Source organism: Filimonas lacunae (genome assembly GCF_002355595.1).
GTDB lineage: Bacteria > Bacteroidota > Bacteroidia > Chitinophagales > Chitinophagaceae > Filimonas > Filimonas lacunae.
Window position 1 is genome coordinate 4,017,340 of sequence record NZ_AP017422.1, and the last position, 13,701, is coordinate 4,031,040.

Annotated in this window: 13 protein-coding genes; 6 read left to right on the forward strand and 7 right to left on the reverse strand. The window is 41.6% G+C overall.

Features of this window, described 5'->3' with window-relative positions:
• Positions 1-44: 44 nt before the first annotated feature.
• The 3 genes from FLA_RS15870 to FLA_RS15880 all read right to left on the reverse strand — a co-directional run bounded on the left by FLA_RS15870 (position 45) and on the right by FLA_RS15880 (position 3,851).
• Positions 45-956 (reverse strand): hypothetical protein, encoded by a 912-nt coding sequence (locus FLA_RS15870; RefSeq protein ID WP_096511073.1) that lies wholly within the window; start codon positions 954-956, stop codon positions 45-47.
• Between the two features lie 230 nt (positions 957-1,186).
• Positions 1,187-2,836, reverse strand: a complete 1,650-nt coding sequence (locus tag FLA_RS15875; RefSeq protein WP_076377628.1) for an OmpA family protein — start codon at positions 2,834-2,836, stop codon at positions 1,187-1,189.
• 244 nt (positions 2,837-3,080) lie between these two features.
• Positions 3,081-3,851, reverse strand: a complete 771-nt coding sequence (locus tag FLA_RS15880; RefSeq protein ID WP_076377626.1) for a LamG domain-containing protein — start codon at positions 3,849-3,851, stop codon at positions 3,081-3,083.
• Between the two features lie 416 nt (positions 3,852-4,267).
• Between FLA_RS15880 and FLA_RS15885 the strand changes: the two genes are divergently transcribed.
• Together FLA_RS15885 and FLA_RS15890 are read left to right on the forward strand one after the other, a co-directional pair.
• Complete coding sequence (locus FLA_RS15885) at positions 4,268-5,371, forward strand: hypothetical protein (RefSeq protein ID WP_096511074.1); 1,104 nt, start codon at positions 4,268-4,270, stop codon at positions 5,369-5,371.
• A gap of 48 nt (positions 5,372-5,419) precedes the next feature.
• Positions 5,420-6,520: a hypothetical protein gene (locus FLA_RS15890; RefSeq protein ID WP_076377622.1), complete on the forward strand. Its 1,101-nt coding sequence runs from the start codon at positions 5,420-5,422 to the stop codon at positions 6,518-6,520.
• A gap of 59 nt (positions 6,521-6,579) precedes the next feature.
• On the opposite strand, the gene FLA_RS15895 is transcribed toward FLA_RS15890, so the two are convergent.
• Both FLA_RS15895 and FLA_RS15900 read right to left on the reverse strand, forming a co-directional pair.
• The gene (locus FLA_RS15895) at positions 6,580-7,002 is read right to left on the reverse strand and encodes an OsmC family protein (RefSeq protein ID WP_076377620.1); all 423 of its coding nucleotides are present in this window, start codon (positions 7,000-7,002) and stop codon (positions 6,580-6,582) included.
• 252 nt (positions 7,003-7,254) lie between these two features.
• A complete protein-coding gene (locus tag FLA_RS15900; RefSeq protein WP_144263992.1) occupies positions 7,255-7,683 on the reverse strand; it encodes a hypothetical protein in 429 nt (142 codons plus the stop codon).
• A 104-nt stretch (positions 7,684-7,787) separates the two neighbouring features.
• Here FLA_RS15900 and FLA_RS15905 point away from each other — a divergent pair, with 104 nt between their 5' ends.
• On the forward strand, positions 7,788-8,111 hold the full coding sequence (locus FLA_RS15905) for a hypothetical protein (RefSeq protein WP_076377616.1): 324 nt from the start codon (positions 7,788-7,790) through the stop codon (positions 8,109-8,111).
• Between the two features lie 6 nt (positions 8,112-8,117).
• Here the strand turns inward: FLA_RS15905 and FLA_RS15910 are convergent, their stop codons facing one another.
• A complete protein-coding gene (locus FLA_RS15910) occupies positions 8,118-8,789 on the reverse strand; it encodes a phosphatase PAP2 family protein (RefSeq protein ID WP_076377614.1) in 672 nt (223 codons plus the stop codon).
• A gap of 134 nt (positions 8,790-8,923) precedes the next feature.
• Here FLA_RS15910 and FLA_RS15915 point away from each other — a divergent pair, with 134 nt between their 5' ends.
• From FLA_RS15915 to FLA_RS15925, 3 genes are read left to right on the forward strand one after another with little or no spacing between them, the layout of a single operon-like run.
• Positions 8,924-10,348 carry a serine hydrolase domain-containing protein gene (locus tag FLA_RS15915; RefSeq protein ID WP_076377612.1) on the forward strand — a complete coding sequence of 475 codons (1,425 nt, stop codon included), beginning with the start codon at positions 8,924-8,926 and terminating at the stop codon, positions 10,346-10,348.
• A 25-nt stretch (positions 10,349-10,373) separates the two neighbouring features.
• Positions 10,374-10,856 (forward strand): nuclear transport factor 2 family protein, encoded by a 483-nt coding sequence (locus FLA_RS15920; protein ID WP_076377610.1) that lies wholly within the window; start codon positions 10,374-10,376, stop codon positions 10,854-10,856.
• A 27-nt stretch (positions 10,857-10,883) separates the two neighbouring features.
• Positions 10,884-12,332, forward strand: a complete 1,449-nt coding sequence (locus FLA_RS15925) for an outer membrane protein assembly factor BamB family protein (protein WP_076377608.1) — start codon at positions 10,884-10,886, stop codon at positions 12,330-12,332.
• Between the two features lie 95 nt (positions 12,333-12,427).
• On the opposite strand, the gene FLA_RS15930 is transcribed toward FLA_RS15925, so the two are convergent.
• Positions 12,428-13,657: an MFS transporter gene (locus FLA_RS15930; RefSeq protein ID WP_076377606.1), complete on the reverse strand. Its 1,230-nt coding sequence runs from the start codon at positions 13,655-13,657 to the stop codon at positions 12,428-12,430.
• Between the last annotated feature and the right edge of the window lie 44 nt (positions 13,658-13,701).

Below are 13,701 nucleotides of genomic sequence, written 5' to 3' on the forward strand. Positions count from 1 at the left end.
AGCAAAATAAACTAAGCTCAACTTATCATCAACAATAAATTTGCTTATTTCGCCTTTTTCAAATTTGCTATTTCCTGCTTCATTCCCTGTATCTCTTTATTCTGCTGAATAATATAGAGGGTAAGCTCTTCTATTTTCTTTAAAAGTAAAGCCTGGTTATCACCAATATCTATTCCTTCCTGCTTTACAGTGTTAGCAGAAGGCACATCCGGTAAATGCCTGTTGACCTGTATAAACTGTTCTACCTGCTGTAATGGCGCTAACTGGTAGGAGGAATCGAACACATAATCGGCCCAGTGTTCTTGTGTTACTTTTATTTTATGGGCTCCTATAGTTCCATTCACCGCGAGCTTGTAGTCATTGCCAAACACCGTAGTACCTATCCCCACATTTCCATTAGGTAAAATAGACAATCGTTCAGCCGCCCCTACCTCAAACCGAAGCCGGTTATTTCTTTCAGCAGCCAATGTCACAATCCCATTAACAAATTGAAGGAAACCATTCCTGTTAGTATTAGCAGCATCAAAGCTTGATATATAAGCATTATCGGATACCATTCTCAAACACTCAGCGTTGCCGGATCCGGCAATAAACCCCGTATTGGCAGTTACTCCATTAGCAGCGCTTACATAATCCTCAAACCTCGCCCCTCCATTTACATGTAGTTTATGAGCCGGTGTAGACAGACCTATACCAACATTACCATACGGATTTAATAATAATGGACTAGTTCCTCCCGAAAAAGTATTGAATTCAATACCATTGGCATTACGTTTTATAGTAAACATACTCACCCCTCTATATTCCTGCAAGTCAAGCCAGTTGGCATCGTTTCTGCCGATAAGGGTACGGGTAGTTACATTTCCACTATCTGTTACAGATTGCAACGTCTGCGCCATTGACACACCGGAACAGAGCATGCCGGCCACTAACAATATCTTCAATTTATTCATCATACGGGTTCAGATTTGAAAACAGGAGCAAAATAATTAAAGTACGGAAGGATACAATTAAATTTAACACACAATGGTGCATTTTACCAATGATCTGATATTTACATTGTTTCTTTTATAATAAATGCCCCGGAGCATATACCCAGGGCATTCAGACGATTTCAGTTAGTATTGGTAGCATTAAAAAGCATTATCAAGTATCATTCCTATACACGCTGTATTCACGTTCCATATCAGTTTAGCTTCTTTAACTCGGCTTTCAACTCATCCACACTTACATTTTTGAAATCAATATCTACTGGCTTCCTTCCTGTTACTATTTCTTTTATGCCCAGGTAATGTTGATTATTTTCGTTTTTGATCACTACAATAACTGCTTTTTCATTTTTGAGAACCTGGCCAAATACAAAATATCCATTTACAACATTGGCATTGAGAATAACACCTCTATTCCTGAACAAAATTTTACAATAGCTATTATCACCATTTGCTTTTACATTAACATACTGCTTTATCATCTGCGCAGAACGTTCATAGGAATCCAGATTTCTCCAGCCCAACACTCCGGTTGTAAAGAAGTTATAGCTTCGCCCCTGTCCAAAAACATTCGCTTGTTCTATTATTTTTAACAGAACAAGTTTGTAAGATAATTCCTCAATAGTCCATACATTGTATTTCTTCATAAATGCGAAATTCATCGCTTTTATCAAAGCAGTATCCTTATACACACGGTATTTCTGATACAAGGACAACAATTCCTTGCATCTGGGATCTTTACTGTTTTCTGCCGGCGGCATTTCTACCCAAAAAGTATCTTTTATATTTTGCCTGTATCGTATCCTTCTGTCCCTCGCATTTTTTCTGTAATATATATTCTTCATACGCATTTCTTTGCTGAATGTCCCTATCATTACATTGCGCATACGAGCCACTCTCCACAAAAAAGGAGCAGGGCTAATCAACACTGTATCCATCCTATATTCACGAATGCATCCTAAGCATGCGGGCCAACTCACCCCCACAGGTACACTTTCCTTGTCAGGCACCCAGTTTAACGCATGGCTATGCGCATTAACAGTTCCATTAAATAGTTGAACATCCAGCTTCAGCGAATCTGCAGGCATAGCTATTTCCAAACCTTTCCCCCGTTGCAACTCCAGCCGGTTGCCTTTGCTGTCAAAAGCTTCCATATAAATCATCCCACTGGTTTCCAGTATCTTTCCGTCAGAGGTAGTAGATAAATTGTCCAGTAACATATCACCAATAGTTACATCCTCCTTTACTTTCAATACCACCTTATCACTATCGCTTCCCGGCAATGGAATAAGCGAATTCGCTTTCATCCCAATTATGGTTCCATTGCTACACTTGATTACTGTATCCTTTAACCTGCTTACAGTAAACTCCTGAACAGGGCTTGCCATAGCAGCCAGCAATTCGTTCATTTTTACTACCGAAGCATCCCCTTCTACAGGCCTGGCTTCTATACTTATAGACACTTCTACCCGCCTGTTTTTATTCCTGCCTTCTGTAGTAGCATTACTGGCAACAGGTTTATCCGTACCAAAATACTCAACAGAAATAAGACTATCTGCAATACCACTTTTTACCAGGCATTCTTTTATATACAACGCCCTTTCTTTACTCAACAGCATATTTTGTTCGTACCCTCCACCACTATCAGCATGCCCTGCAATAAAAACATGCACACTATTATCCAGCTTTACGCTGTCATAATAACGCTGTAAAGAAGCTAATATACTGCTGTGTACAGCAGCTTTCCCGGGTTCAAAATAGATGACTCTCTGCAAAGCAGGTGTTTGTGCATGCACATACGTACATAATATAAGGGCTAACAGGCCCAGGGTTGTAGTTTGTTTCATAAGCTGATTGATGAAACAAATATCAGGGGATTTAGCAATTGATGTTAAATAGAAATATTTAATTATTTCATAAATAACAATTCAATTCGCTTTAACTAATAAATAACACAAATTAATATAAAAAACAGATTTCTTTTGAATCATTCATAACCACTACACCTTTATTTCCCGAAATTATTAGTAAAAGCAAAAGCCCCATAAAGTTGGCACTTTATGGGGCTTTTGCTAAATAACAATATCACTACTAATTTTCCAGCAGGGTCAGCTGCAAGGCTTCTTCCGTTGAAAGCTCACGGTTATACAAACGTGGTTCGTCCATTACGCCTTTGTACATAGAATGCGTTTCGTGTGTACAACCCAGGTAAGTTAAAAAGTCAGCTGTTTCATAATTAATGTCCAGGTTATTCAACACATTAGATGCTACCAGCAAACCATTTGAGTATAATTTCATGGTTTTGGTCGTTTTATTACAGGTAGCCACCACATGTGTCCATACACCTTTAAAACGGATTTCATCAGGCATGCTTAAGCCCTGATATTCAGAAATATCACCGGAGCCACTAAACAACCCCATATCTATATGCAGTAACCAGTTGTTATAAGAAACAGTAAAAGGGTTATGCGCTACCGGGTTGTCGCCACAACGTTGTAACAGAAAGGAACCATGCCAGTCAGTAGTAATGGTATCCGGCTTAATCCATACAGAAAAAGAGAAATCTCCTTTAATGTCCATTGATTTGCTGGGCGCAATTACCACATAACCCGTACCATCAAAAGTCAACGCCTTACCAGGTGTACCAAAACGATCGCTGGTGAATGTTACACCACCTTTTGTGGTACCGTTGTTTTTAAACGTGGTAGAGTCCAGCAAATTTCCATTGAAGGGTAAATAGGCAACCAGGCTATCATTCAATGTGCTTGGGATAGTACCCGTGTCAACCGAATTATCTTTTTTACAACTTGTAAATAATAATAACGAAGTGGCCAGTAATGCACTTAATGCAAGGGCTTTCATGTTTTCGATTTAATGTTTTTATAGGAGTAACAAAACTCCGCGGGTGGCGAAAGTAATAATCTTCCCTAACCACTCCAAACAAGCACATGTATCTCTGCTACTTCTTTCACTTCTTGTAGTTCTACAACTACAACAGCCGTAGCTGTAAACCGGTATTTTTATCTTCATAAAATATCTGTTCATCGTAAACCTCCTCCCAAAACCACACCCACCTTATTTAAGGGTTCCACCAACCGATACTTATACGGATACATTTGCACATTAACCCATATTTAATATTAACATGCTGCAATTTAACCTACCCCTATTACATGCCTTTGAGCATGCATTGCCAATTTATGTCAACAATAAAATGGAGTAACCACTCCATACCTGCATAATCAACGTTTTTTATAATTTAACCCAATCTATCAAAGATGAAGAAAGTCATCCTGATGGGTGCTGCATTATGCGCACTCACCACCTTCTCCTGCAGTAAGGACAAGGATTCTACCGTTACGCCTACAGTTGTGGCCCAAATTGACCCGGTTGCTTTATCAGCCGGCATGAAAGTAGGGTACGCTGCTACCAGTGTTACCGGTAACATTCCGGCAGCCAGCACCAGCGCAGATGCTCCTGTACTGGACAGTTTGTATGATAACGTTACTTATTATGCTATCAGTAACCGTTACATCGTCATCAGACCTAGTATACTTTCAGGTGATGTGCAAGGCTATTACATCCAGGTAAATGGTGCTAAATCTTATTACAAGATCGATTACACCACTGCCAGAAATTTAAGAAAAGCACAAAAAGCAGCTTCTTCCAAGCATAGCAGTGCTAAAGAAGGAGACAATAGCGACTCATCTATTGTTATTAAATTACCTGCTAACCTGGTAACAGATACTTTCTCTATCTCTTATGCTGCCTACAACGCCAACAACCAGGTAAGTAACAGCATTAATGCTATTATTGCTGTTGCATCATCAGACAGCGCCAGCAACAGCCTGGTAACCGGTAACTGGAGAAGAAACAGGTATGGCAATGGCATAGACGACTGGAACGAGGATACTATTAAATACAACAATCCGGATACCAGCTTTTACTCTTATTACAACTGTAATGAAAATGGTATCTATTATTACTATTATGCCCCTCAAGGATCACAAGCAATAGACAGGCTTCCTTATTATATACAAGGTTATACAAACAACGATTATTCGTTCCAGGGTAAAAGCCAGTTCACCAACACATACGGGTATATCTATAAATACATTAATACAGGAGCATCTTCCTGCAGCAACTATGTATACTATGACAACTCGTATATTGAAACATACAATGGTGGCTATACTTATGACGCTAAAACCAAAACACTGATTATAATATGGGATGGAGATGGCTACGACAATAGTAACTTATATGTAGACACCTATAAAGTGTTGTCTGTAACCAACCAGAAAATGATACTTGTAAGCTATAGCAACAACGATAACCACGACGAGCTATCATACGACTACTACGAGTTTAAAAAACTATAAACGAACAAGGTTTATTCATTCATTTTATCACATTTCTTATTCTATATAATGAAAAAGATTTTTATCTATACAGCGATTGCATGTGGCATCGCGTTCATTGCCTGTAACAAAGACAACGATTCTACACCTGCCACTGCCAGCAACGGCTCTCTGGTGGCTTCTGGCATGAAGGTAGGTTATGGCACAAAAGTAAACAGCAGCGCCCCCGCCAGCAGCACTTCTGCTGACGCGCCCATGCTGGAACAGGTGTATGACTACCAAAACTATTACGCTATTGGTGGACGTTACATCGTTTTGTATCCACATTTGTACAAAGGTGATGCAAGCGGGTACTATGTTACCATTACCGGATCAGACAGCTACTTCAAAATAGATTACACTACTGCCTATAACCTCAGAAAATCAGGTAGCAAGCATAGCAGTATGAAAGGTGACGACTACAACGATTCTTCTATCGTAATTAAGTTACCTGCCGGTTTAAGCACCGATACATTTTCTATCAGATATGCAGCGTACGATGCGTCTAACAATGTAAGTAATTACATTAACGCTATCATTCATGTTACCAGCGATGCCGACAGTGCAAGTAATAGCAAGCTCGCTGGAAAATGGAGATTCAACAAGCAAAAGAACTTTTATAGTGAAAACTGGGGCGATTCTACCATTTACAACGTAGATAAGAACAATTACTACGACAATTTTGCCTGTGTGGATGGCCATTTGCAATATTGGAATAACTACACCGATTACGAAAGAATTAGCAAAATCAACACTATTAATGCTAATCAGGCGCAAGATTTTGTTTTAGGCGCAGGCAATCAGTTTTCTTACCACTATCAGCAAAAATACCGCGAGTTAAACTGGGAACTTTCTGGCTGTGACAGTCTGGTGTACGAAAATTATGACACAGACTATACCATTACAGGTGGTTTTAACTATAACGCTGCCAGCAAAACCGTTACACTTATTTACGACGGCAATGGAGAGCGCGGAATAGATCTTGATCAGTTAAATAGCGATAACACTATCAGCAACCTATACGCTCATACTTACACCGTTACCTCTGTAACTTCAAAAAGCCTGGTGCTGTTTGAAAAAAGATTAGGCGAAGGATTGGAAGGTTATTATTATGAATTCCTGAAACAATAAGCAGCAACAGCTGTAAAAACAAAGGGGATAACATCAACCGTTATCCCCTTTTTTAATACCTATTGGTAAATTACAGTAAGAGTAATAGGTGTGCCACCCAATGCTTTTGAGATAGGGCAATTTTCCTTAGCACCTGTAGCAAAAGCCACAAACTGCTCTTCGGATACACCTTCAATTTTAGAAGCCGTTAATTCCAGGGCAATACCAGCTATTTTTTGTGCATTCACATCCAGCTCAACAGTAGCTTTGGTATCCAGGCTACCTGCAGTAATACCCTGCATGGTTAAAAAAGCACTCACCGCCATGGTAAAACAACCGGCATGCGAAGCGCCTAACAGTTCTTCCGGGTTTGTACCCACCCCATCTGCAAAACGGGTATTGAACGAATACTGAGTGTTAGCTAATACAGTGCTTTGAGTGGAAATATTACCTTTACCTTCTTTCAGGTTACCATCCCAATGCGCGTTTGCTGTCCTTTTCATAAAGCTTAATTTTTATTTGTGTTTGAATTTGATTGCTTTGATAGTGTAAAGCTCCGCAACCAGCAGCACAATTATTTTAACTCAGGTTAAAATAACTTCCCCACCTTATTTGTAAAATCCCGTTTATGAGCAGCAGTACAAGATATACCAAATTAAAAATGCCAGGTAAAATATACCTGGCATCTATGCTATAGTTTGTTGTACATTTCGCTTTGTTACGGTTACTAAGCGGCAATTTTTTGCTACAAATAGTTAGTCTGCTTTTTTCAAATCTACCCACCACTGGGTATAAGTAGAGTCTGTTAAAGGCTGCCGGATATATAAATTGAGCATGCCCGAAACCAGCGAAGCATTATGTACCGTATCAGCACCAATTAAAAACCGTTGTACATTTAAAATAGTAAAAGGCGAAGTATCTTCCCCAAACAGTATGGTATTAGACATTACCGTATCATTTTTACCAAAATCCATAAAATCAGCGTCTGTACCCACAATGGTGTCGCGGGTGGTGTCGGTGTTATTAAACTGCCCCTGATATACTACGTTCCACCGGCCCAATACCGATTGGCTGTATACCTCCAGGCCATTAGTGGTTTCTTCCTCTTTAGAACAGGCATAAAAGGCAAAAGAACCCATTGCTGCAATGCCCATCCAGGTAAATAACCGCTTTTTTACACTCATATAAAGGTTGCTGGCTTTAGTAAGATGGGCAATATAATATGTTTTCCCTAAAACACGTTGTATTTTCACACCCGCACACAATTGACTATTGTAAACCGTCGCTCATGGAAATAGTACCGGAAGAACTGCAACAGGAACTGGAAAAAATAACCGGAGAAGAGCTACTGCCCGGGCAGACCGGCCAGGACCTGCATGAAAGGCTGATTGCCTATATCAGCAGCCTGATCGTGAACGATCAGCACAAACTGATTTACCTTTTATATCGCATTGATTTGAGCGAGCAAAAGATAAAACACCTGCTGCAAACACATACCGATGCCGGCGTGCTGATTGCCGATCTGATCATTGAAAGACAGGTTCAAAAATTACAACTGCGCAAACAATTCAGGCAGGACGATAGCCAGATACCCGATGAGGAGAAATGGTAGCCCGCTTTATACCAGCCAGCGTTTAGTGCCCCAGTGAAAATAGATAAAACAGATACCCAGCCAGATAATAGTTACACACAAACCGCCCAGCACATCACTGGCAAAATGCACATGCAGGTAAATGCGGCTTAACCCCACCAGGCAGGCAAACGCCCATAAAAACAGGCATACCCCTACGCGGGCTGTAGTTTTCCAACGGGTGTGCCAGGCATGATACATCATCATACCAGCAAAAGTGAAAATAGCCAATGTGTGCCCACTGGGAAAGCTATAACCACCCGCCGCTGCATCCAGGTGCTCCAGCAAAGGCCGCTCGCGCTGAAACAGGTTTTTCAATACGGCTCCCAATATAAAGCTTACAATAGCTATCGCCCCGGTTATTACCGCATAGTTTCTTTTTCGGGCAAACCACAGCACAATAATCACCAGCAGGTAAAAAGGCAGTAAAAAAGTACCGCTGCCAAAAAAGGTAATGAACAAAGCTATCCGGGTATGCAAAGGAGTGGTATACTGCTGAAAGAACTGAAAAAAACGGGTATCGAATAAATCCTGCTTGTTTAACACAATAGTATGCGCCACAAAAGCAAACAGGATAATAGCTATAAAACACAGCACTGCTGCAATTAATATATCCAGTGAAAGTAAGCGTAACCAGCCTGTTTTTGTTTGTTCTGCCATTGTTTTTCAATTATAGGTAACAGCCAATTGCCATTACAAATATACCACTATCCCTTCCAATTACCTTTTGTCCGGCTAAAAGGCCATTTACCCCTGTAGTTTTTACCACTATATCTTATATAGTAAGTTTATTTATGAAAAATATCCCGCTACTAACTGCCATCCTTGCCATCATGTTGAGCATAGCCGTAAATGGCTATACCCAACAAACCAGACAGCATATTGATTCTTTACAACAAATACTAAAGCAGGCGTATAACCAGCAACAGCCAGAAGCGCTGGATGCACTAATGCAGGTAATACAGCAACCTGCTCCTCCCAAAGAGGTAGTTGCCCAACAATTGCAAAACGTATATAAACAACTGGGCAACTGGCAAAAAGCCAGCTATATGTACCAACTCAACCAGGTGTATTTTTATACCGTTACTTTTGAAAAGCAACAGGTATTGCTCACCTTGCTTACCGATAGCCTGGGCAAGATCCGCTATTACACTTTCAAGCCTATTTATTCCAACCAGTTGCATAAAACAGAAAAAGTGCGCAGCAACAACTCCCTTACCAGCGCATTGGATAAAAAAGTGGACAGCCTGGTGGCGCCTTATATACAACTACAAAATACAGCAGGTATATGTATTGCCATCATTGACAAGAATACTGTTGCTACTTATAGCTATGGGGAAACAAAAAAAGGCAACAAGCAATTACCCGATCCGGCTACTACTCTTTTTGAAATAGGCTCCAACACCAAAACCTTTACCGGCCTGCTGCTGGCAGCTGGCATTGTAAACAAGGAAGTGGAACCTGATGAGGACATAGAACGTTTTTTGCCCGACAGCATCACCAATCTGGCTTATCAGGGCACACCTATCACTTTACTAACTCTAGCCAACCACACCTCCTCCCTGCCCCGGATACCCGGCAACCTGTTTACATTAAAAACAGATACCAGCACTCCTTATAATCATTACGATTCCTCACTGCTGCTCGCCTACCTGAAACAGTTTCATCCTGCTTATAAGCCAGGTACTACATTCGCATATTCAAACCTGGGCATGGGCCTGCTGGGTCAATTACTTGCCTGGCACCATCACACTACCTATGAAGCATTATTAACACAAACCATATTGCAACCGCTGCACCTGAACCATACTAAACTCACCCTCACCGCAGAAGACAGCAGTAAACATGCGCAAGGCTATAACGAAAGGAACGAGCCCAATGCTTTATGGAATATGCAGTCATTAAACGCAGCCGGCGGCTTACATTCCACCGTCACCGATATGGCCCGCTATATACAGGCGAACCTCGGCAAAGCACCCGCTTCATTGCTGCCTGCTATTCAACTGGCCCAACACCGCACTTTTACAGATGGAGTGAACCAGGTAGGGCTGGCGTGGATGATACAACAATTAAACGGACATGACATATTTATACACGATGGCGCTACATTCGGTTTTAAATCATTTATAGCTTTTGATAAGGAAAGCGAAAAAGGAGTAGTTATTTTAACCAACTGCGCCGAGAATATTACGTTATTAGGTTATCAGTTTATGCAATAGCAATTACACCTACAATACTTATACTATGCATCGATCTTCATTTTGCACTTTAGCCAGTCTCTTTATCCTTGTTATTACCGGCACCGTAAAAGCACAAGGCAACACCACACCGTCGGCTCGCCCTGCCCCGCAGCAGCTGTACAATACCATTGTAACGCTGGACAGTCTCTTCTTTTCGGCCTATAATGTATGCGATATGGACACGCAGGCTTCCCTGCTTTCAGATAGCATTGAGTTTTATCACGATCAGGGAGGTTTGATGACTTCCAAACAGGCTATACTGGATGCCACTAAACGGAATATCTGTGGCAAAGTAACCCGCGAACTGGTAAAAGGAAGCATGGAGGTATCTCCCATTCCCGGTTACGGCGCTATTGAAACGGGCATTCATAAATTTCACAACAATCAGGAACCAGCCGGCACCATTTCCCACCCCGGCAAGTTTGTGATCATCTGGAAGCAAACTGGCAACAAATGGCAAATAACCCGTGTAATTAGTTTACATTAGACATAAAATATATTTAATTCTACGCATATGCATCTGTTAACCCAAACCACCCGGCGCCTTGCGCAATCCTGGCTTCTATCGGCCTGCATAACCATCCTTACATTACTCTCCTGTAAAAAGGAAAATACACCCGACCCTGTTTCCACAAAAAAAGCTATTACCAGCTTTTTATTAAAATATAGCAGCGGAGCAGCTATTGACTCCAATAGCATTACTGTTTCTATTACCAACGACAGTATTTTAATAGGCCTTCCCTCTTCTGTAGACATCAGTAATCTTATTCCGGAAATAGAGTTTACAGGCATAAGCATATCTCCTAAAAGCGGACTGGCTCAAAATTTTACCCAACCAGTAACCTATACCGTTACAGCAGCCGATGGCACTACACATACTTATGTAGTAAAACTGAGTAAGAACATTATTAACAACCTGGTATTTATAGGCAGTAGCAACAATTCGTTTTATGCATTAGATGCCAACACCGGCAGCATTAAATGGCAATACAACGGCACCAATGGTTTTTCATATTCCAGCCCCACTTATGATAGCGGTGTAGTATATGCTGGTTCTATAGATAATTACCTGTATGCTTTTGACGCTTTAACAGGCGCTATAAAATGGCAGTTCTTAACCGGCGGCTTTGGCATAGAATCCAGTCCTACCGTGAAAGATAATATCGTTTATGTAGGCAGCAATGATGATTATCTTTATGCGATCAACAAGGTAACAGGAACCCTTCTCTGGAAATACCAGACAGCACAAAATGTAAGTTCTACCCCATTGGTATATAACGGAACCGTATATGTGGGCAGTTCAGACAATTACCTGTATGCCCTCAACGCTATTACAGGCGCCTTGCAATGGAAATATGCAACAGGTGCATTGATTAACCAGTCCAGCCCCGCACTATATAATAACAATATTATTATAGGTAGCCGTGACGGCTATTTACATGCAGTGAATGCAACAACAGGCACATTACAATGGCGATTCTCTACTGGTGGCATTTCGTTGGAAATGAGTAACCCTACCGTAGCCAACGACATTGTTTATATTGGCGGCTGGTATAATTTTAATGACTTTAAGCAAAAAGGCAGTTTATATGCCGTAAACGCCGCTACGGGTACACTGGTATGGCATGGTCTGGATACCCTGGGCATAGGTTCAGACCCTTGTGTAACCAATAACCAGGTTTTTGTATCTTCCGATGATGGCAACACTTATGCTATTAACGCCGCTACCGGCAACGTTCTATGGCAAAAAACCTTATATGCCAATGGCGCAGGAGCAACGGTTTCCGATGGCACCGTTTATATAGGTGGAGGCGGCACAGGCTATTTTTATGCACTGGATGCTGTTACAGGCCAGCAAAAATGGAAAACAGCCATTCCTAATGGCATTATGACCTCTACGCCCTGTGTGCTGGGCACTGCCGGCACCATACATCGTGGCGGTGAACCTTCACCTGCTACCTAGATAACTGAACCTGATTACTTTATATGCAAAACCTCCTGTGTTTTACTACTATAAATTGTAGCACACAGGAGGTTTTGTCTTAGTTGCCGGTTCCTTTACACATATCCTTGTTGCCGTACAGGAGTGGCCCTGCCTATCAGCCTGTAATAGCTATAGGCACACATCACCAGCAACAGGCTTAGCACCACCCATAAAGCATGAAAGCTCCAGTGGTCGGCCAGGTAAAAACCGCTTGCCGGCCCCACCACCTGTGCAAACGACCAGCATAAAGCATAGCCTGCCGCATATTGCCCCCGGTTTGCCGGGGTACTGCGGCCGATAACGAATGTATTGATAAAAGGAAGTGAGAGTATTTCCCCTATAGTGAAACAGGTTACCGACAACCCCAAAGCCAACAAGGCTATACTACCTGGCAGCAATAAGAAAAGATAAGAACCCGCCAGCACCAGTGAACCCGCAATAATAAAGAATGACAAAGTGCGCTTATCCTCGATATAGTTCACCAGCACCATTTCAAACAAGGCAATGATCACCCCGTTAAAACCCAGCATAACGCCTATTAAAGATTCATCCAGGTGCCAGTATTCTTTAAAATATAACGGCCCTACCCTGAACATCAGGAAAAATGCCGAACTAAACACACAGGTAATAGCTACAAAACCTACAAACACTTTATCCTTCCAGGGTTTTAGCGCCACTGTATCTACCGCATGTTCCTTCGCCTTTTTTACCAGTTCCTTCGCGCCGGGCAACCACCAAACAATCAACAGCCCCGCCATAATGCTGATAGTACCTTCTACCACAAACAACAGGTGGTAATTATACGATGCTATAATACCTCCCACACTGGCGCCTACTGCCCAACCCACATTTACCGCCAGCCTGTTTAAAGAGTTTGACCGGGTTTCCGTTCCTTTTTTAGCATAAAAGGCAATAGCGGTAAAGTTAGCCGGACGAAAAGCATCAGAGAAAAGGCTAATGATCACTATTAAACAGCAAAGCGTAGGAAAGTGTGTAATAGCTCCAAACAGCAAAAAGAAGATACCGCTTACCATAGCCGCTACAATCTGCACCGGCCGGAAACCTATTTTATCCGTTAACCATCCTCCCAGTGCCGATCCCATCACCGACCCCACTCCAAACAAAGCAATAATAATCCCCGCGTCCGACGCAGGCCTTTTCAGCGACTGGGTAACATACAAACTCATAAAAGGAACAGCCATATTGCCGCACCTGTTTATCAGTAACACCGAACTTAATAACCACGTTTCCCTGCTAAGGCCCGTAAAAGAACGCTTATAGGCATTAGCAATTTTCATGAACATATACCTGTAGTATTACATTAAATAAAAAAATAAAAGTAATACAA

Coding starts and splice junctions, on each gene's coding strand:
- FLA_RS15870 (WP_096511073.1), bottom strand. CDS start 956: ATGATGAATAAATTGAAGATATTGTTAGTGGCCGGCATGCTCTGTTCC.
- FLA_RS15880 (WP_076377626.1), bottom strand. CDS start 3,851: ATGAAAGCCCTTGCATTAAGTGCATTACTGGCCACTTCGTTATTATTA.
- FLA_RS15890 (WP_076377622.1), top strand. CDS start 5,420: ATGAAAAAGATTTTTATCTATACAGCGATTGCATGTGGCATCGCGTTC.
- FLA_RS15920 (WP_076377610.1), top strand. CDS start 10,374: ATGCATCGATCTTCATTTTGCACTTTAGCCAGTCTCTTTATCCTTGTT.
- FLA_RS15915 (WP_076377612.1), top strand. CDS start 8,924: ATGAAAAATATCCCGCTACTAACTGCCATCCTTGCCATCATGTTGAGC.
- FLA_RS15905 (WP_076377616.1), top strand. CDS start 7,788: ATGGAAATAGTACCGGAAGAACTGCAACAGGAACTGGAAAAAATAACC.
- FLA_RS15875 (WP_076377628.1), bottom strand. CDS start 2,836: ATGAAACAAACTACAACCCTGGGCCTGTTAGCCCTTATATTATGTACG.
- FLA_RS15895 (WP_076377620.1), bottom strand. CDS start 7,002: ATGAAAAGGACAGCAAACGCGCATTGGGATGGTAACCTGAAAGAAGGT.
- FLA_RS15910 (WP_076377614.1), bottom strand. CDS start 8,789: ATGGCAGAACAAACAAAAACAGGCTGGTTACGCTTACTTTCACTGGAT.
- FLA_RS15885 (WP_096511074.1), top strand. CDS start 4,268: ATGAAGAAAGTCATCCTGATGGGTGCTGCATTATGCGCACTCACCACC.
- FLA_RS15930 (WP_076377606.1), bottom strand. CDS start 13,657: ATGTTCATGAAAATTGCTAATGCCTATAAGCGTTCTTTTACGGGCCTT.
- FLA_RS15900 (WP_144263992.1), bottom strand. CDS start 7,683: ATGAGTGTAAAAAAGCGGTTATTTACCTGGATGGGCATTGCAGCAATG.
- FLA_RS15925 (WP_076377608.1), top strand. CDS start 10,884: ATGCATCTGTTAACCCAAACCACCCGGCGCCTTGCGCAATCCTGGCTT.